This window comes from [Mycoplasma] gypis (assembly GCF_016924775.1).
Taxonomy (GTDB): Bacteria; Bacillota_I; Bacilli_A; order Mycoplasmatales; family Metamycoplasmataceae; genus Metamycoplasma; species Metamycoplasma gypis.
On record NZ_JAFFTD010000001.1, the window covers coordinates 236,904 to 258,883 of the forward strand.

Consider the following 21,980-nt stretch of genomic DNA (forward strand, 5'->3'; position numbering starts at 1 on the left):
TTGTTTTGGTAAAATTTATATATAAATTATTAATAAATTAATAATTATCTTAAAAACAGTAAGGAAAAAAAGCATGGAAAAAACAAAATTAGCAGCAACAATATGAGAATCAGCAAATAAAATGCGTTCAAATGGTTTGGAAGCAAGTGAATACAAAGATTATATTTTAGGTTTAATTTTCTATAAATTTTTATCAGATAAAATGATAAAAACTTTAGAAGATAGTTTTTACACAGATGATGAAATTAAAAACTTTGTTGTTAAAGATTTAGATGAAGATACCAAGAAACAACTTTTAAATGAATTGGGATATTTAATTGATTATGATTATTTATTTTCAACCTGAGTGGAAAGAATTGATGAATTTAAACTAAGTTGACTAACTGAAGGGGTTAGCGCTTTTAATGATTCATTCCGTGGAAATGAAAAATATGAATCAAACTTTAAAGGAATCTTTGAAGTTTTTGAAACTGGAATCTCAAAATTAGGTAATGATCAAGCCTCAAAAAGTAATGCAATTAAAGAATTAATCTATTTAATCAAAGATATTCCTACAGATGGAAAAACCAGTTATGATGTTTTAGGGTATATTTACGAAGATTTAATTTCTAAATTTGCAGCTAATGCTGGAAAAAAAGCCGGAGAATTCTATACACCACACGAAGTTAGTGAAGTAATGAGTGAAATAATTGCAAATCACTTAAAAGATCGTGAAGAAATTGAAATCTATGACCCTACCAGTGGTAGTGGTTCATTATTAATTACTATTGGTAAATCAATTAAAAAATACTCAAATATTAAGAATCCAAGTATTAGTTACTATGCTCAAGAAATTAAAAAGAATACCTATAACTTAACAAGAATGAACTTATTGATGCGAGGAATTGAACATAATAAAATCCAAGTGAGAAATGGGGATACTTTAAAAGAAGACTGACCAGTTATTGACAAAAGACACTCAACTGATGTCGAAAGAAGATTACGTTTAGATGCTGTTGTTTCTAACCCACCTTATTCATTAAAATGAGAATCAGAAAACTTTAAAGATGATCCACGTTATACTGACTACGGTTTAGCTCCTAATTCTAAAGCTGATTTCGCTTTCTTATTACATGATTTATACCACTTAAAAACTGATGGTATTATGGCGATTGTTTTACCGCACGGAGTTTTATTCCGCGGTAATGAAGAAGCAAAAATTCGTCAAAAATTAATCGAAAATCAAAAAATTGATGCAATTATTGGGTTGCCTGCGGATATTTTCTATGGAACAAGTATTCCAACAATTATCATGATTTTAAAACAAGATAAAAAAGATAAAGATGTTTTAATTATTGATGCTTCAAAAGGGTTCACAAAAGTTGAAAAACAAAATGTTTTAAGAGCTAGTGATTCTAAGAAAATTATTGATACATATAATAACCGTTTAGAAATTAAAAAATATTCACGCCGTGTATCAATTGATGAAATCCGTGAAAATGAATACAATTTAAATATTTCACGTTATGTTGATTCAAGTGACAAAAATGAAACTTGAGATATTTATGCATCCGTTTTTGGCGGAATCCCAAAACAAGAATTAGAAGAATTAAATCAATATTGAGAAGCTTTTCCAAAATTACAAGATGATTTATTCAATATTAAAGATAACAAATATTGCTTCTTAAAAGACGAAGATATCAAAGAATCTGTTACAAATAACCAAGGAATTAATGATTTTAAAGTTAAATTCAATGAATCTCTTCAAAATATTTCACATGAACTTGATGAAATTTTAATTCAAAATTTAGACACTGTTCAATACGAGACACAAGAAGAAAATATTACAAAATTAATTCTTGGCGCTTTAAAACCTTATTCAATTGTTGATGGCTATCAAGCATACCAAATTTTTAGTGAAACATGAAAAATGATTCAAAATGATTTTGAAATTATCCGTACTGAAGGAAAAGAGCAAATTACTGCTTTAGTTGATATAACAAAACTTTCAAACAAAAAAACAAATGGTAAGCAAACTGAAGAAATTATTGGTCGTGAAGGAAAAATTCTTCCTTTAGACCTTGTTAAAAAAACTTTTTTTGCTGATCAAAGTAACAAACTAGAACAACTAAATAACGACAAGGAAGAAGCTGAAAATAATATTAAGCAATTTAGTGAAGAATTAAACGAAGATGAAATTGAATTAATTTCAGATATTTATGATTCAGAAAAAAACAAAATTGATTTTAAAAAAATTGATAGCACAATTAAATTCTTAAAACACGAAAAAGAAAGTGAAGAATTTATTGACAAATTAATACAAGTTAATGAAAATAATAAAATTTTTTCAGATTCTAAAAAAGAAATTTTAAATCTTGAAAAAGAACTTAAAACACTTTCTGAACAAAAGCTTCAATCATTAAATAATGAAGAAATTAAAATTTTATTAAACAAAAAATGAATTAATTCAATTATTGACAACCTAAACAAATTACCACAAAAAATCATCAATACATTAGTTTTAGATTTAACAACATTACATGAAAAATATAGTGAAACTTTATTAGATATTAATAATGAAATTAATAAAGTTGAAAAAGAACTAGCTGATATGATTGATGAACTACAAGGTGACGAATATGATATTAAAGGCCTACAAGAATTTAAATCATTATTATTGGGTAAAAAATAATTTATAAAGGAAAAAATAATGTCTGTTCACATTCCATTTAGAGATGATTATGTCAATGAAAAAGATTTTGAAGAAGACTTAATTGAAAAATTACAAAAAATTGGAAAATGATCAAAAGAAGTTTTATTTAATGTTGATCAAAATGATTTATTAGAAAACTGAAAAAGAATTATTGAGCGAAATAATAAAGGGGTTTTAAATAATTTACCTTTAGTTAAAGGTGAAATGGAACAAATTTATGACAATTTTAAAAACGCAAGCCCCTATCAAGTTAATGAGCTGCTTATTTCGGGTGAAGTTACAATTAAGCGTGAAAATCGCGATGACGTTATAAAAGTTGGTACTGATATAACTTTAAAAATTTTTGATCGTCATAATTTTGAAGCTGGTAAAATTGAATATCAAATTGCTCACCAGGTTGTATTGCAAGGTACAAAAGGTCAAAAAAACAGTAAAATTGCTGATATTGTTTTATTAATTGATGGAATACCTTTATTTCAAATTGAATTAAAGAAAAATAATGTAAGTTTAGATGAAGCTGAAAAACAATACGCGCGTTATATAAAAGCTGGTGTATATTCTGGTATTTTTTCTCTTATTCAAATTTTAGTTATGATGAATCCATCTAAATCAAGATATTTCGCAAATCCAGGAAACGGAGCCGATCCCAATATATGATCGAAATTTATCTTTGAATGAAAAAATAAATCTGGTGAGCCAATGAATCGTTGAAATGATTTTGTGGAAAGTTTTTTAATTATTCCAACAGCACACGAAATCGTGTCTAATTTTACGATAGCTGATACTTCTTTAAAAAAATTAATTGTTATGCGTAGTTATCAATATCATGCAACAAAAGAAATTATTCGTAAAATAACAAATAATCCTCTTGCTTTTAGACATGATAAAAACAACATAACTCAGAATGGTGGTTATATTTGACATACAACAGGTAGCGGTAAAACTATGACTTCGTTTAAGGTTTGTCAAATTCTAAGTCAACAAATTTTAAAAAACTCTGGTTCAATCATTTTTATGGTTTTAGATCGTTCTGATTTAGGCAAACAAACAAAAGATAATTTTCAGTATTTTATTAATGAAACAAGTAAAGATTCAGTGATTTTTACCGAAAGCACTGCTGAATTAAAACATCAAGTCTTTACAAGAAAAACAAATTCTTGTCGTATTGTTATTACTTCTATTCAAAAATTAACTAAATTTTTAAAAGCATATGATGGTCTTAATGCAAGTGATTTTCAAAACAGAATTTACAACAAAAAATTTGTTTTCATTTTTGATGAAGCGCATCGTTCAACCAATGGAGATAGTTTTAAATTAATTAGAACATTATTTTCAAGTAGTCCCTTCTTTGGTTTTACCGGGACTCCATTGCTTTCGAAAGAAGATTTTGACAATAATGGCGACAATATGTTTATTGAAGGTAAAACTACTGAAGAAATTTTTGGACAACCATTGCACAAATATTTAATTTCAGACGGTATTAAAGACGGTAATGTCTTGGGGTTTGACCCTTACATTTTTACAACTGTTAACTACGAAAGCTGAATGAAGTCATATCTTTCTAATGAACTAGAAAAATATGATGGGCAACCTAAAAAACAAGAAGAAATTAAGAAAAAATTGAACTTTTTACCCAATGGAATTTGTGAAACAACTTCTAAACAAAGTGATCTTTCAATTGAAAAACTTTTAGAAAAATCTGGTTATTATGAAACAACCCAACACCGGATTGATATGATAAAAAATATTCAAAGTACAATTGAAAAAGAGCAACTAAAAGAGAAAAAAGAAAAAGTTTTCCATGGGATTTTAGCAACAACAAGTATAAAAAATGCTTGTGAAATTTATGATTTATTTAAAATTCACGCACCTAATTTAAGAGTAACAGCATTATTCGATGCTTCTGATTATGAAAATGATAGTAATCATGATTATGATTACATCAAAAATAAAGATGAAAAAATTAAAGAAATTATGAATGATTATAATGAAATGTATAATCTTGCGTTTACTGATAATAAAGATTTCCATAATGATGTTCGTAAACGTCTAGCACACTCTGGTAATTATAATTTTTCAGCTTTTGAAAAAACACTATTGGAAAAAAATCGCATTGATCTAGTTATTGTTGTTGATCAACTTTTAACCGGTTTTGACTCAAAATGAGTTTCTTATTTATTTCTAGATAAATTTGTTAAAATGCATTTATTGATTCAAGCTTTTTCAAGAACTAATCGTGTTTTTGATGAAACTAAAAAATTTGGAATCATTAAATATTATCGTAAACCATATTCACAAGATTTAGAATTCAAGCATGCTCTAAATCGCTACGCAATTTCTTCAAAGAGTTCAATCAGTAATGTTAAGGCTAAAACTTTAAAACAAAATATCGATGATATCAATAAAGTCTTTGATGAAATTAAAAAACTTTATGAAGAAGAAGGATATGGAAATAACTTTTCTGAATCTCTTAAAGATCGTATAAATCGTCGTAAATACATAAAATTAGTTAATATGCTACACAGTCTTTCGTTATCAGCAACAATGCAGGGTTTTGTTTTTGGAGATGACGTTGAAACAAACACATTTTTCACTCATATTAATAATGAAAACAAAGAAGAAGAAATCTTTTGTAATTTAACCAAAACTGATTACAATGCAATTGTTCAAAGATATAAAACTCTTGAAAGAGAAGAAAGAAAAAAACAACAACTAGAAAAAAATGGTGAAATTGAAGAAATATTTGATTTTGAAAGAGAAATTTACGAATATGACTTAGAAAAAATCGATGCTAAATATTTCCGTGAAAAATATGCTACAAAATTAAGCCGTTTTTTCGATGAAAATCATTTTAATAATAATTCAGAATTAAATGATAGAAATCCCGATGGTACTTTCAAACATAATGCTAAACGTCAAGAATGATTAGAAATTGTTACTGATTATATTAAAGGTACTGAAAAATATTGAGCTTCTTTAAGTGATGAAGACCGCAAAATTTACGAAGACATTTTAAGCGAAATAACAAAAGGCGAATTGTTATTTACTGAAGATATTGAAATGCTGAAAAGTGAGTATTTAAATACAAAAATTAATAAAAATGTTAATTTAGTTTTACAAGAAGCAAAAATAACTCTAGCTAAAGAAATAGCAGAATTATTCTCAGAACGTGAAAAATATTATACAAAGGAAGATGATAAAGAATATTTCGATACCGATTTTATCAGTATATTTTCAAAAATCCGTGATGAAATTAAAAATAATTTAAAACATAATGTTTTATACACAAACATGTACGATGAAGAAGAATTTAAAAATTTCAAAGGCGATATTCGAAGAATTCTTTTAGCAAAAATTGAACAAAAAATCCGTGATTTTATTTGAGACGGGGATGTAAATAAATTTTTATCAAAGATTAAACCTGAATAATAAAAAAATGCAGAATAATCTGCATTTTTATTTTCATTAATTTGTATTTTTAAATTTTAGGTTCAATAATTTGGGATGTAGTTTTAAAGTTTGTTTTTGCAACTTCATCTAAAACCTCTGCTCCAAATTTTTTTATTAATTCTTTACCAAAGTCAATAATTTTACTTGATGCTCCAAGTGGAAATTGAACTCCATATTTTGCATTTTGTTGTTGCATATAATCAAGTAAAAAGTAACGAGCAAGAATTGATGCTACTCCAACGCTAAGTATTTTATCTTCAGCTTTTGTTTCGAAAAGGGTATTGTGTCTTGGGATTTGAAAATCTAAATTTAATTTTAATAATTTAGATTCATAACCCTTAATACTATTCAATGTTGAAAATTGATCAATAAATGCTTGTTTGTCAATTTTTTGTTGTAAATTATTAATATTTTTGTAGTGATAGAGTAATTTTATTTCATTAACATTTAAAAAATTGGTTAATCGATTATTGCCTTTTTGAGTCAGAATAGTTTTTGAATAAAAAACCAATTTTTGTAATTCTTGAGCAATTTTAATAATTTTTGTATCACTAATTTTTTTAGAGTCTCTAACACCTAAATCTAAAATTTTTTGGTAATTTTGTTTGGGAATATAAGCCGCAACAAAAACGATGGGACTAAAATAATCTCCAACACCTGTTTCGTCACAACCTATAAAATCACTATTCATCATAGAAATGATCTGCCTTAACTAGTTGAATTCTTTCTTTATCTAATTCTTTGTGAAATTTTTTAGCTCTCTTGATATATTTTTCTGGGTTGTCAAGGAATTTTTCAATGAAGTAACCAACAGCCCCTTCTTTATTTGTTTCTTCAACTGTTTCAGAAGCAAGCGATTTAATATATTGTTCAGCATTAGCAGGAGCTACTCCAACATTACAGATTTCAAACATACTTGCATCATTGAACGAATCTCCAAAAGCAATGGTGTCATTTACATCAATGTCGTAATATCTAAGCATTAAAGAAACAACTTTTGATTTTGTTACTCCAATCGAAGTAATATCGAAAACAGGAGTTAAACCTTCACCTTTTGATCATGAAGAAAATTCCCCAAGATCTCCGTAACGTTTTTTTAGATATGAAAGTAATTCAACAACGTTTGTAGTTGGTTTAACATCAAAAACAATTCCAGTTGGTTTAAGTGGTAATTTTGTAAGTTCAATGTTTTCTCTAAATTTTGTTGCTGTGTTGAAGTTGAAAACTTTTTCAAGTGCTTCATCACGGTGCATAAGCTGTACTCAGTCAGGTCCTTCAATTGCATAATTGGAAATTTCTTTTTTAACTTTTTCATCTCCAAGAATGTATAAAGCCTCATTTAAATCGATATATGAAATTGTAGGGATGAAGAAAGGTTCAAGGGGTGAGTGGATGTGGGCTCCGTTATAGTTACCAACGATTGCATTTAAACCTAAACGATCATAAATTGGTTTTGTACTTCTTCAAGGGCGACCGGTAATGATAGAAACAATATGTCCTTCTTTAACCGCTCTTTTAATTTGTTCTTCAGTTTTTGGGTGAATTGTTTGTTTTGCACTATCGGCAAGAAGAGTACCATCTAAATCTACTGCAAATAGAAATCTTCTTTGTGTTGAACGTCTGTTCATTTATATCCTCTCTTTGAATGATTTAATAAATTATTTGATAATATAATTTTAACTGAAAAAAAGCAATATTAAATAATTGCTTTTGCAATGATATAAATTTTTTCTGAATACATAGAGTATAATAATTATTATGTCAAATCACGAATATGAATCAAAAGATTTAAAAGTTTTAAAAGGATTAGAACCAGTCAGAAAAAGACCAGGAATGTACATTGGTTCAACTGATATAAATGGTTTACACCATCTTGTTTGAGAAATTGTTGATAACTCTATTGATGAATCGCTTGCAGGTTTTGCTACTGAAATTACTGTTACATTACACGAGGACCAATCAATTAGTGTTGAAGATAATGGACGGGGAATTCCTATTGATTTTCGCAAAGAATTCAACAAGACTGGAGTTGAATTAGTTTTTACTGAGCTTCATGCTGGGGGAAAATTTGATGACAGTGTTTACAAAACTAGTGGAGGATTGCACGGAGTAGGTTCAACTGTTGTTAATGCTTTAAGTAGCAAACTTGAAGTTGAAGTGTATAAAAACAATGCAATTTGATTAACTGAGTTTTGTCAAGATAAGATAATTCAAAAAACTCACAATATTGGTAAAACCACAAAAAATGGAACAAAAGTTCATTTTTGACCAGATCCTACAATCTTTAAAAAAGTTAAATTTAACTCACAAACAATTATAGAAAAACTTCGTGAAGCCAGTTTTTTAATCAGCAATTTAAAAATTGTTTTTAAAGATTTTGCTAACGATGCTGAATATGTTTTTGAAAATAAAGATGGGCTAAAAGAATATGTTCGTTTTATTAATGATACAAAAGATGAAATCAGCCAAATTATTTATTTTAAAGGTGTTGTTAAAGGGATTGAAACTGAAATTGCCTTGCAATATACCGATAGCTACTCGGAAACAATTCAATCTTTTGTTAATAACATTAAAACTAGAGATGGTGGAACTCACGAAACCGCTTTTAAAACCGCTTTAACAAAAACTATCAACGAATTTGCACAAGAAAAAAATTTCTTAAAAAATAAAACAACTTTTGACGGAAATGATGTCCGTGAAGGATTAACTGCAATCATTAATCTAAAAGTTCCAGAAACAATTCTTGAATTTGTAGGTCAAACTAAAGATAAATTAGGAACTCCTGAAGGGCGTGAAGCAGTTGATGAAGTTTTAAGCAGTAATTTAAAAGTTTATTTAAATGAAAATCGTAGTGATGCTGAAAAGATTATTAATAAAATAAAAAAAGCTTTTGACGCTCGTACTGCCGCCCGTAATGCCCGTAATGAAGTAAGAAAAGTTAAAGATAAGTTACAAAACAAAAAAATTATCAGTGGTAAGCTTACTCCAGCTCAATCAAAAAATCCTACCGAAAAAGAATTATTCTTAGTTGAAGGGGACTCAGCTGGTGGTTCAGCAAAACAAGGTCGTGATTCTAAAACACAAGCAATTCTGCCTTTGAAAGGTAAAGTTGTTAACTCCGAAAAAGAAAAATTAATTGATATTCTAAAAAATGAAGAATTTGCAACAATTATCAATATTTTAGGTACTGGTGTTGGTGAAGATTTTAATCTAAAAAATCTTCAATACAACAAAATTATTATCATGACTGATGCTGATACGGATGGGGCACATATTCAAATCTTGCTTTTAACATTTTTCTTTAGACATATGAAACCTTTAATTGAAAATGGTCATGTTTATATTGCATTGCCCCCACTATACAAAATTTCAGGGAAACTAAAGCAACAAAATACGGTTGAATATGCTTGAACTGAAGATGAATTAAGAAGCGTAACTGAAAAATTCAGTTCTTATAATATTCAACGTTATAAAGGTCTTGGAGAAATGAATGCTGATCAGTTATGAGAAACAACAATGGACCCACATACACGAACTTTAATTCGCGTTTCACTTGCTGATGCTGTTTTAGCTGAACGCCGTGTATCAGTATTTATGGGTAAAAACGCTGAACCAAGAAAAAAATGAATCGAAGATAATATTGATTTTTCACTTGAAGACGACTATAAAATTGATAAAAAATAGGTAATTATGGCAAAAAAACAACAAGAAGAAATTATTGAAAAAATTATTAATGAATCGTTAGATATTATTATGTCTAACGGTTTTAGTCGTTATTCAAAATATATTATTCAACAACGTGCTCTACCTGATGCCCGTGACGGACTAAAACCAGTACAACGTAGAATTCTTTTTTCAATGTGAGAAATGTCACTAACAAATGATAAGCCTTTTAAAAAATCGGCTCGTGTTGTTGGGGATGTTATTGGTCGTTTCCACCCACATGGAGACTCAAGTATTTATGAAGCTTTAATTAGAATGAGTCAAGAATGAAAAATGGCTCTTCCCGTTGTTGAAATGCACGGGAATAAGGGGTCGATTGATGATGACCCTGCCGCAGCAATGCGTTATACTGAAACAAGACTTGAAAAAATTGCCTTACCACTGATTGGTGAAATTGATAAAAAGATTGTTCCGTTTGCACCTAACTTTGATGATTCTGAATATGAACCAGTTGTTTTGCCAACACTTTTCCCTAATTTATTAGCGAATGGAGCAAAAGGGATTGCTGAAGGTTATGCAACTGAAATTCCACCGCATAATTTAAAAGAATTACTACAAGCTTGTGTGTTTATAATTCAAAATCCAGCAGCAAGCGACGAAGAATTACTAAAAATTATCAAAGGTCCTGATTTCCCAACGGGGGGAATAATTTCTGATTTAGAAGGGTTCAAAGAAGCATTTAAAACTGGTAAAGGTCGTGTTTCAATATATTCAAAAACTAATCTAATTAAAAATAAAAATGATGAAGTAGAAGCAATAGAGGTTACAGAAATACCTTATTCAGTTGTTAAAATTGAGCTTATCAAACAAATTGATAATTTAATTTTTACCAAAGCAATTAACGGAATTAAAGAAGTAAGAGATCAGTCATCTCGTAACGGTATTTCTATTTATATTGAGTTAGAAAAAGATGTTAATGCCGAAGCAATTTTAAATTATTTATTCCAAAAAACAGATTTAAGAAAATATTACAACTACAACATGGTTTCGATTTGCAATAATGCTCCAAAATTACAAGGAATAAAACCATTATTAAACATTTTCTTGGATCATCTTGACCAAATCAAAACTCTTTCGTTGCGTTATGATTTTGAAAAATTATCACGTCGTTTAGAAATTGTTGAAGGACTGATTCGTGTTTCGGAGATAAGTGATGCAGTTATTAAGACGATTCGTGAATCAGATAATTCTAAAAAAGGTGTTATTGAAGCTTTAATCAAAGTTTTCAACTTTACTGAATTACAAGCAACTGCCATTGCGGAATTAAGATTATATAAATTATCAAGAATGGACCAAGAAGAATATCGTGCCGAAAAATATGATTTAGAATCAAAAATTGCACGCATTAGTCTACTCTTAAACAATAGAGATGAATTTAAAAAATACTTAATTTCAATCCTTGAAGATATTTCGACTCAATATGCTATTCCAAGAAGAAGTTTAATTTCACATGAAAAAATTGAAACTGAGCTTGATATTAAAGACCTTGCTAAAAATGAAGATTTTTATGTTTTTGTCTCAGTTGATGGGTATATTAAAAGGGTTTCACAAAAAATTTATAATCTCAACAATTTTTCAACCTTCAATTTAAAAGATAATGACACTTTACAATTTTTCCAAGAAGTTAATTCACTTTCAAAACTTTTATTCTTTACTAGTCAAGGTAATTACTTTACTATTGATGCATTCAATATTAAAGAAAACAACTGAAAAGACATTGGTAATCACTTAGGTGACTATGTAAGATTAGATAATAATGAAAAAATTATTAAAGTAATAAATATTGAAAACCTTGAAGTTGACGGCTTAGTTTTATTAGTTTCAAAACAAGGTTTAGCCAAAAAGATTGATTTAAGAGAACTAAGCAATCAGTCATCACGGCGTTTAAGTGCAATAAAATTAAAACAAAAAGATGATGAAGTTGTTACAGCTCAACTGACAAACGAAACAAATAAAGTTTTTGTTTTATTAAATAACGGTTTATATCAATATTTTGATCAAGAAGCAATTCCGGTTTATAGTCTTAAAGCAAGTGGAATTCAAATGACAAAATTAAGTGATGCTCAAATTTTTAAAGTTCTTTGTGTTAATGAAAATGATTCCATCAACTTAGTTAACAGTCTTGGAGAATTTAAAAAAATTAATTTAAGCGAAGTTAGCGAAGTTAAGCGTCAAAACCAACCAAAAATACTTTACCTTAAACTAAAAAACAAAGATTTTGAAATTATTGATGTCTCAAAACACACAAAATTATCAAGATTTTGATATGTTGATCAAGAAAATATCTTGAATCAGTTTAATACTGAATCATTGTCGGTAACATCACCAAAAGACAAATTTAGCTTAACAAAAATCAGTTTAAAAAATGGTCGTTTTATTAGTGATTTTGTTTTAAGACAAAACGATCATGCGCCTAAAATGCAAAATATTGATAAAAACGAAAATAATGACGTAAACAAAGAAAAACCAAATTCTGAGCCAAAGAATAAAACAAAATCAGGCGGGGATGATTGATTGAATTTTGATGATTTGTTTGCAAAAGCTAACACACTTAAAAAAAATAATGACAAAAAATAATAATTTAGCAATATTAATAATTTAAAAAATTGTTATAATTACATTTATTAAAATTATCTTGTAAGGAGGATTGTTCATGCGTATTGAAATTAGACAAAGAAATAAACTTAGAGCTGAAAAAAGAGCTAAAAAACTAGCTAAAGAACACGCTCGTGAATTAAGAAGAGCAGCAAGACTACAAGAAAGCAAATAATTATGGAAATGTTTAAAGAACTTAATCTAAATAAATTAAAAAAATTAAATGTTGTTTCCTTGATTACAATCAACATTAATTTATTTTTAGTGTTCATTTTGTCTTTGGTAACAAGAATTAGATTAAGTGGTGATATAGTAACAGCAATTTTATCGTTATTAAATTACATTGTTTTAGCCTTTTTTATCGTTTTTGAAGTTATAAAAATTAAAAAAACATTACTTTGAAAAAAATGAGAATTATATTTAGTTAAATCCTTTTTAGGAATATTAATTATTTATTTTTTCATTAAAATTATTGGCTTAGTCTTGACAATGTTGAGTGTATCTGGTACTTATTTTTCAGCGATTTTAGGTATTTTAAATAGTTTAATGGCATTAAATTTTATTAACGCTTTATTATTTATGACTTTAGTAGCAGGAATGGGATGATTTATTTTTAAACAATTTAAAAATAAAAAAGTTGTTTATGATTTATCGAAAAATAGCGAAAAATCACTTGATTTAGTTCATGCTGTTTATATTGCTGTTATTTTTGGAATTATGTCAACATTTGCATTAAATAAATTTATAGTTGCTTCAATATCATTCCATAATTATATTTATATTTATAATTGAGGTGAAATTACATTTGTTTTAGCTTTAATTATTACAAACGTAGTTTATTTAGTTTTCAATAAAAATACTTTATTTGACAAACAAAAAATAAATTTAGAAGAAATGATTAATTAAAATAATATTAAAAATCACCGCTGGTGATTTTTTTAATTGTTTATAATAAGTTTATTAATTTAGGAAGCGAGATTAAAATGAATAATAAAAAAACATTTTATGTAACAACACCAATTTATTATCCAAATGGAAAATTACATATTGGTCACTTTTTTACAACAACAATAGCGCAAACCTTGGTAAATTACAAAAAATTAAATAATTATGACACATTTTTTGTAACAGGGATTGATGAGCATGGGCAAAAAATTGCAAAATCTGCCGCCAAAGATAATCTTAAACCACAAGAATATGTTGATTTAAGAACAATAGAATTTAAAAAACTTTGAAAAGATGTTGATATTGAATACGATTTCTTTTCAAGAACAACTTCACCTAAACACCAACTAACAATTCAAAAAATATTTAACAAAATGCTTGAAAAAGGTCTTATTTATTTAGGACACTACAAAGGTCTTTATTCAATTAGTGATGAAGAATATTTAACACCAACTCAAGCGATTGAAAAAGATGGAAAATATTATCATCCAACTTCAAATCATGAATTAGTTGAAGTAGAAGAAGAGACTTACTTTTTTGAAATGTCAAAATTCGGACCTTGAATTGCTAGTCTTTATGAACAAAATCCTGAATTGATTAGTTCTGAAAAAGTCAAAAATGAATTGCTTAATAATTTTATAAATAAAGGTTTAGAAGATTTAAGTGTTACAAGAATTAGTTTTGATTGGGGAATTGAAGTTAATGTTCCTTCAAAATTCAAACATGTTATTTATGTTTGATTAGATGCCTTATTTAATTATTTAACTGCTTTAAATTATTTAGAAGAAAATGATGAAAATTATCAAAAATATTGAAAAAATGGTGATGAAATCATCCATGTTGTCGGGAAAGAAATTACTCGTTTCCATTGTATTTACTGACCAATCTTTTTACACAGCTTAGATCTAAGAATGCCAACCAAGATTTTAACTCATGGTTGAATTGTTACACCTGAAGGCAAAATGTCGAAATCAAAAGGTAATACAATTGATCCATATGACTTAATTAATAATTATGGTGTCGAAGAAACCAAATATTTCTTCATGTCTCAAATTAGCTTGAATAATGATGGTGTTTTCGAAAAACAAGCTTTCATTAATAATTTAAATGCTGACCTTTCAAATAATTTCGGAAATTTATTAAACCGTAGTGTTGCAATGTTAAATCAGTCATTTCCACAAGGAATTGTATATCAAGAAAATGATTTAGAAAAAATTGATCAAGAAGTTTATACAAGGATTTCAGCTTCCTTAAAAGAATATCAACAAAATTTTGATAATTTTGAAATTGATAAAGCGCTAAAAGTTGCAATTGCACTTTCAAAAAATCTAAACTTATACATTGATCAAACCACACCGTGAAAATTAAAAGAAGATTTAAAACGTCTTAACGTAGTTTTATCCACACTTTTAAATGGAATTTATGCAGTTAATGTCATGTTAAGCGTTGTATTAAACAAAAAGTCAAAAAGAGTTAATGAATTCTTAAAACAAGAAGTTATTTCATTTGAATTAATTGAAAAACGAGACAAATTTGATCATAAAGCATGTAAAATTGATGAAATTTTATTTGCTAGAATTAAATAGCAACTAACAAGCCTTGGCTTGTTTTTTTATTTTAAAATAAATATAAAAAACTCTTAAAAAGAACAAAAAAAATAAAACGCAAACAAAATAATTATTTTTTATTTTGTATTTTTTTAAAAATTTATTATAATTTTATTCGAAAGGGAAAAACGTGAATACATCTTTACATACAGTGAAAATGAATATTGACAATCACATGTTTAAGAATACATGTGGTGTTTTCCTTTCAAATTTTGATTTTATTATTAAGGGCATTTGCAGCAGTTTTAAAAGTACAAATAATTGCTTCAACAATGTCGAATCAAATATTTGAGCGGAATATACACTTAATTAAAATAAAATCAAAATTTAATTGTTAAACTTTTTTAAGTTAATAAAACTTACAAAGTTGTTCATTTTAAGAATAATAATAATTAAAACTAGCAATTAACTTTTGATATATAAAGTTGATTGCTAGTTTTTATTTATTTTATTAATTTATATAAGTTTAACAATACATTTAAAAAAATATTATTAAAGGAAATACTTTAAAATGAAACAAAAATGATTTAAAAAATCGGTATTATTATCGTCATTAGCTGTTGTTTCTTCAACACTTGTTGCAGTACCTTTTATTGCTGCTTCATGTAATATAAAAACAGCTGCTGAACAAAAAATGTATGCATATTCATTCAACGTTACAAAACCAACAAGTATCTATCGTTATGATATGTCTTCATCTTATGGTTCGATTGTTGCTGCTGCAATGACAAGCAACGAAACAGGTGGTATGCTAATTAAACAACAAAGTTTAAACCAACCATCTATTTCATTTGCTAAAGGTGATTCAGATTCTGAAAATGTAAAGATTATCGTTACAAAACCAACATTTTGAAAATATCGTTTAGATTTAGCTGATGCTGTTGTTTTAACATATAGCGATGGTTCTACTGAAGTGTTTGATACTGACGAAGTTGATGATTTAGATAGCCAAAGAGGTGAAGGCCAACAACAAAATTCAGATGGATCATGAAACTTACTAACTTCTCGTGCATGATCATCGAATAATAGATCAATTAACTCAAAATACTTCTATAACAAAGCTCATGAAGCAGTTAAGATGCAATTAACAGTTAAAGATCAAAAATGAACAAATATTGACGGTACAGAAACAAAATATAAACTTACACCACGTGACTTTTACTATTCATGAATGAGAACAGTATTAAGATCACAAGGTATGCGTTTAAAAAATGGTTCAGTCGATGATATTGAAAATGTTGCTGCAAAAATTTCAGCTTCTAAAGGTGGGACTATTTACTTCACTGAAGAAGATAACTTCCCTAATGAATATCTATATGGTTTATACTACTTAAATACAAAAGATTTCTATGATGAATCAAAATTTGTTACTGCAGTTAATAGTCAGGATGCAAAAGTAGCGGGAAAACAAGCTGTAACATTTAATAAAAAAGAAGGTGTAACTGAAAAATCAGGTTTCTTCGATTTAATTAACGACATGGCAACAACATATACATTCTTTGCTGCACCTAGTCAATATATTGATGATGTAACAAAAGAAAAATCATATTCATGAGGAACATTATCAGATAAAACACTAGGAAAAGAACTAAAAGATTTCTTAACACAAGAAGAAATTACAGTTAAAAAAGAAGTAACCGAAGAAGAAAATGGTAAAAAAGTTAAAAAAGTTGTATCTGAAAAAATTAAAAACCCTCTTTTAGGAAGTCTTTCTGAAAAATTCGGAATGTTCTGATATGGAATGTCCGATGATCATGTTCTTTTTGCAGGTGGATACGTACCTGATCCAAAAGGTGGTGCTAATAATGAAGATTTAGTGCAAAACCCTAATTATTGAGATAAAACATGAGTAAATGCTGATGATTCTATTAAGAAAATTTCAATAAGATATCAATCAGGAACAGTTGACCCAACCATTTATGAAAACAAAGCATTTAATGAATATAAACAAGGAACACTTACAACTATTAGATATACAAGCTTAAATGAAGCGCAAAAAAGAGAAGTTTTAAAAAATGCTGACAAATATGGAGTAAGATACTTACAAACATTTACAGACAATACTCTATTAGACAGATTTTCATACACACCATATCCTAAAAAACTTTCTTTATCAAAAGAACAAAAAGAAAGACTTGCAGAACTTCAAAAAACCAATAGTAACGCAAAACCAACTGATGTTGTTGATGGATGAGAAAATAACTTTTCATACTCAAATGCATATGCAAGAATGATGTATGGACAATCACTTAAAGATCTAGCAAATGGTGAAAACTCAAATGTTTTAGAAACATTCTACACAGGAACAGGATTGCAATTAAGAAGCATTATTCAAACAGCTGTAAACTGATTACAATTCGGTGACACATATTCAAATGGACTTCAAGAATTTTATGGTGGTAGATTAGCTCCAGATGCTCCATTAGGTGGAACAGACCAAGAAACTTATGATAAAAAAACTCCACGTGATGCATTAAATGAATTATCTTCAACATACTTATTAGATTCTAATTTACATAGAATTGCTTTAGAAAGAAAAATTTCTGATACTAAGTCAGAAAGTCTAGGTGATTCAATTGAAAATAGTGAAGTAAGAGATTATCTATCATCAGTTACAACAAATGAAGAAAAATTCAAATCACCTGCTTTTGAACAAATTAAAGCAAGAACAAAAGAATTATTAGATAGTTTCTATAAAGCAAACCCAGATTTAAACCCAGAAGTAGACAAAGTAAAATGAACTTATTTCTATCCATTTACTAACTTTACAAGTTATAACCAAAAAGCATTTAAGAGCTTAATTCAAACATTTAACAGTTTAGATGATAGACTTGAAGTTTCATTAAATGAAAATGTTAAAAACGATAATGAAATCCAAAAAGCTATGGATGATGCCGGATTATACTACATAGCTTGAGGTTACGACTACACTGAAAGTGCTTCAGGATTTGATGGTTACTCTTCAACAGCAATGTTATTGGTTCCAGTACTATATACATTAGCTTCAAAACCAGAATTGTTAACAAAATTAGAAAGTTCATTCTCTCATGTCGTTAATGCTGCTAAAGCATTAAAACAATACTATGACTCAGGTGTTGCTGATGGATCATTTGTATTTTCAGATGCAGTTAAACCTTCTCAATGAGAAGCATTAATGAAAAAATACGGTGCTAACTTATTCCAAAGAGCAGTTGCTTACTTTAACAGTGAAAATGGATCTGATTTAGCTTTAACAACAGCTTTATTCTGAAAAAAATACATTGCAAATCTAACCAATGAAGAAATTATTAAATTAAACAATGAAATTACAAACTTTAGTGGATGATGACCAAGCGGAAGAGGACTTTTAGCAAAAAATAGATTCAATAGATTCTTAACACAACCTGAATACATGATGCCATATTCAGCAAACAGATATGATTGAATTGATTTCTACAAAATAGCTGCCAAAGACAAAAACGCAAAATAAAATTAACTAATGTTTAGATATATTTTAGAAAGAATAGCCCTGGCTATTCTTGCGTTATTTATTATCTCTATTTTTACATACACATTAACAGCGGCTTTTACAAGCACTAACCCATTTAGAACAATGGCAATTGAAAACCATGTTAAAAACATTGATGAGTATGTAAAAAACTTAGAACATCAATATCACTGAGATTTACCAATAATACAACGTTATTTTATATATATTGGTGATATATTCAGTAAAGGCTTCTGAGGTGATATATATAACCCAAAATTAGTGAGTGGGGATTTTTCAACAATTCCATCACTATTTTTTGAGCCTTTAAAATACTCAATCGCTGTTTCGCTACCCGCATTCGTTATTAGTGCAATAATTGGAATTTTCTTAGGAACCGTTTCAGGTTATAAGAGGGGGACTTATATTGATTCAATTATCAATACTTTTGTCTTAATATTTATTGCCTTACCTTCATTCGTTATTGCTCCTATAGCAATAAACTTGGCTGTTAAGTCAGGACTACCTTCAAGAGTTTTCTTAACAAACGAAGGACAACCATTAGGTGTCGTAATTCGTTCTTATATAACTCCAATTACTGTTGTTGTATTGGGTTCTTTAGCTGTTTATACATCTTATACAAGAAACCAAGTTATTACAGTACTTACTTCAAATTACATTCTAATTGCTAAAACAAAAGGATTAGGTTCTTTTGAAATATTCCGTCGTTACGTCGTTAGAAACATTTCTATTCCTTTATTCTCAATAATTTTCCCATCATACATTGGTCTTTTATCAGGATCAATTGTTATCGAAATTTATTGATCAATACCAGGAACTTCACAGGTTATTACTAACTCATTCCCAACAGGGGAAATAAACATTGTTATGTTTAATATTTTATTCTTTACATTCTTATCACTTGCAACAGAAATTGTTACCGATTCAAGTTATGTTTTACTTGATCCAAGAATAAAATACACTTCAAAATCAAACAAAAATTACTTAGGTTATTTAAAAGCATATTATGAACGTCGTAAACTATTAAAAGGAGAAATCGACAATGGAAAATAATTCTTTCAATGCAAAATACAAAATAAGCCAAGAATTAAGCGATAAATTCGTATTTTCTGATGCTGGTTCTCGTTCTAATTCAAATATTGCTGGAAAACCTAAAAAGATGATTTTAGAAATCATCAAACGTTTCTTTAAAAATCCATATGTAACAATTAGCTTTTTAGCTTTTATTGCTTTGTTGCTTTGTTCAATTATCTTCCCTGCAATATCAAAATTTTCACCAAATTCAGAGGTTGCAAAAGATAATGTCAATATGTTACAGTATTTACCACCATCATATGCACCAATGAAAACACTGGTTTTAAACCCATCTGATGAACCATTAACAACATATAACAAGATTTTAAAATTAATAGAAAAATATCCAACTTATAAACCTTATTTTGCTGGACTTTTAGATACAGCTTCAAAAACATTTGACGGATATACTGGTCAATATTCATTTACATTTAATGCTTATAAAATGTATGATGCATCAGTTTTATTAACTAAAATTAATTTAGAACACGCTAATAATGGAAATCAAGTAATTAGTGACGCAAAATTAACTGAACTTTCAAATTCAGTTCCTAGTTTCTCATTACTTTTAGGTTCAGATAGCTACGGACGTGATATTTGAACAACAAGTTGATATGCTACTTCAGAATCAATTAAAATCGCCTTAATAACCGCAATAACTCAAACAATTATTGGGGTTTCAATTGGGGCTTTCTTAGGATTTAAAGTCGGTACTAAAATTGATACTATTGCAATGCGTGTTATTGAAATATTTTTAGCTCCTCCTTCATTAATTTGAATGCTATTATTTGTTTCAATATTCGGTATTTCAAATACAGCTTTAATTCTTTCACTTGTTATTACTGGTTGAGCATGACCTGTATCATCAACACGTATGTTTATCATTACTGTTAAAGATGAAGAATATATTACCGCAGCAAAAAGTATTGGTGCAAAAACAGGAAGACAAGTTTTCTACCATGCCTTACCTGCAATATTAGGAAAAATTGCTACTTCATTCGTTAGAACAATTCCTTCAATAATTCTTTCTATCGCTTCACTTGCATTCTTAGGTTTCTACCGTGATGCAAATAGTGTAAACTTAGGACAATTATTACTAGAGTCTTCACAACAAGCCGCAAGTAATGTTTGAATATTACTTTTACCTTCATTAATATTACTAACACTTTCATTAACATTACAATTCGTTGCTCTTGGAGTGCATGATGCACTTGATCCAAAAGTAATTAGTAAAAAACATTAAAGGATTTAACTCATGGAAAAAATAGAAAGTCAAGAAAATCAAAAAAAGACTATATTTAAAAAACCATTTTCACTAAAAACTAAATCTCTGTATACTGATAATGTTTTAGAAAATAATGTTGTGATGGATGTCCAAAATTTAAACGTAAGTTTTAAAATAGGTAGAAAGAAACTACTTCACATCATAAGAGGAGTAGATTTAAAAATTTTTAAAGGACAAATTGTTGGGATTGTTGGTGAATCAGGTTCAGGTAAATCAGTAACTTCAAAAAGTTTAATAAACGTTAATGAACATGCTTTAATAAGTGCTAATTTTGCTCAAGTCGATGATATTGATTTAGTTAAAATAAATCGTGAGTCTCAATGAAAAAAAGTAAGGGGTTCAAAAATTGGTTATATTCCACAAGACCCACTAACTTCTTTAAATCCAACTCGTAAAATTGGTAAACAACTTTTAGATGCTTTAAATCATAATAATGAATGAAAAAACCGCAGTTACAAAGATAAAAAAGAATATCTTATTTCCTTATTAAAACAATTTGGTCTAAGAAATGCAGAAGAAATTTTCTATATGTATCCACACACATTAAGTGGTGGAATGAAACAAAGGGTTGTTATTACCATGGTTGTGGCACTAAAACCTCAAATTATTATTGCCGATGAACCAACAACTGCCTTAGATCCAACTGTTCAAGCTTCAGTATTAGCTTTATTTAATGATATTAATAAAAAATTTGGTATTTCAATCATCTTAATTAGTCACAACATTAGTGTTGTTGCTAAATTCTGTGATTATATATATGTTATGTATGCAGGAAGAGTTGTTGAAAGAGGAACTAAAAAGGAAATCTTCACCGACCCTCGCCACCCTTATACATGAGCGTTAATAAGTGCTGTTCCTGAAAATAAAGAAGAAAGATTATATTCAATCAAAGGTACTCCACCTGATATGGCTAATTTACCATTAGGGGACCCCTTTGCTCCTCGTAATGATTACGCTTTAGAAATTGATTTTTACAAAGAACCACCATTAATTGATATAACAAAAACACACGCAGCAGCAACATGATTGCTACATCCAGATGCTCCAAAAGTAGAATTAAATCCCGACTTAGTAAAAAGACTTGAATCATTCAGAAAGGTTTTTAAAGATGAACAATAAAAA

At 28.1% G+C, this 21,980-nt stretch carries 12 protein-coding genes; 10 read left to right on the forward strand and 2 right to left on the reverse strand.

Features of this window, described 5'->3' with window-relative positions; genetic code table 4:
• Window positions 1–73 precede the first annotated feature (73 nt).
• Both JV175_RS04300 and JV175_RS04305 read left to right on the forward strand, forming a co-directional pair.
• Window positions 74–2,671, forward strand: coding sequence for a type I restriction-modification system subunit M (locus tag JV175_RS04300; protein WP_205498481.1), 2,598 nt, complete (start codon window positions 74–76; stop codon window positions 2,669–2,671).
• A gap of 18 nt (window positions 2,672–2,689) precedes the next feature.
• Window positions 2,690–6,121, forward strand: coding sequence for an HsdR family type I site-specific deoxyribonuclease (locus JV175_RS04305; RefSeq protein WP_205498483.1), 3,432 nt, complete (start codon window positions 2,690–2,692; stop codon window positions 6,119–6,121).
• Window positions 6,122–6,170: 49 nt separating this feature from the next.
• Here the strand turns inward: JV175_RS04305 and JV175_RS01145 are convergent, their stop codons facing one another.
• Both JV175_RS01145 and JV175_RS01150 read right to left on the reverse strand, forming a co-directional pair.
• Window positions 6,171–6,836, reverse strand: coding sequence for a ribonuclease HIII (locus JV175_RS01145; protein WP_240337561.1), 666 nt, complete (start codon window positions 6,834–6,836; stop codon window positions 6,171–6,173).
• Window positions 6,826–7,770, reverse strand: coding sequence for a Cof-type HAD-IIB family hydrolase (locus JV175_RS01150; protein WP_205498485.1), 945 nt, complete (start codon window positions 7,768–7,770; stop codon window positions 6,826–6,828). The genes JV175_RS01145 and JV175_RS01150 overlap by 11 nt, the downstream gene beginning before the upstream one ends.
• Window positions 7,771–7,900: 130 nt before the next feature.
• Between JV175_RS01150 and parE the strand changes: the two genes are divergently transcribed.
• The 8 genes from parE (at window position 7,901) to JV175_RS01190 (ending at window position 21,977) form a co-directional block, all read left to right on the forward strand.
• Complete coding sequence (gene parE / locus JV175_RS01155) at window positions 7,901–9,826, forward strand: DNA topoisomerase IV subunit B (protein WP_205498487.1); 1,926 nt, start codon at window positions 7,901–7,903, stop codon at window positions 9,824–9,826.
• A 6-nt stretch (window positions 9,827–9,832) separates the two neighbouring features.
• Entirely contained in the window at window positions 9,833–12,442 is a 2,610-nt protein-coding gene (gene parC, locus JV175_RS01160) for a DNA topoisomerase IV subunit A (protein WP_205498490.1), read from the forward strand.
• A 201-nt stretch (window positions 12,443–12,643) separates the two neighbouring features.
• Entirely contained in the window at window positions 12,644–13,366 is a 723-nt protein-coding gene (locus JV175_RS01165; protein ID WP_205498492.1) for a hypothetical protein, read from the forward strand.
• A 77-nt stretch (window positions 13,367–13,443) separates the two neighbouring features.
• On the forward strand, window positions 13,444–14,991 hold the full coding sequence (gene metG, locus JV175_RS01170) for a methionine--tRNA ligase (RefSeq protein ID WP_205498494.1): 1,548 nt from the start codon (window positions 13,444–13,446) through the stop codon (window positions 14,989–14,991).
• A 532-nt stretch (window positions 14,992–15,523) separates the two neighbouring features.
• On the forward strand, window positions 15,524–18,481 hold the full coding sequence (locus JV175_RS01175; RefSeq protein ID WP_205498496.1) for an OppA family ABC transporter substrate-binding lipoprotein: 2,958 nt from the start codon (window positions 15,524–15,526) through the stop codon (window positions 18,479–18,481).
• Window positions 18,482–18,490: 9 nt separating this feature from the next.
• On the forward strand, window positions 18,491–19,552 hold the full coding sequence (locus tag JV175_RS04310) for an ABC transporter permease (protein WP_205498498.1): 1,062 nt from the start codon (window positions 18,491–18,493) through the stop codon (window positions 19,550–19,552).
• Window positions 19,542–20,816, forward strand: coding sequence for an ABC transporter permease (locus JV175_RS04315; protein ID WP_205498500.1), 1,275 nt, complete (start codon window positions 19,542–19,544; stop codon window positions 20,814–20,816). Before JV175_RS04310 ends, JV175_RS04315 begins: the two co-directional genes overlap by 11 nt.
• Before the next feature lie 12 nt (window positions 20,817–20,828).
• Entirely contained in the window at window positions 20,829–21,977 is a 1,149-nt protein-coding gene (locus JV175_RS01190) for an ABC transporter ATP-binding protein (protein ID WP_205498502.1), read from the forward strand.
• The last annotated feature ends 3 nt before the right edge of the window (window positions 21,978–21,980 follow it).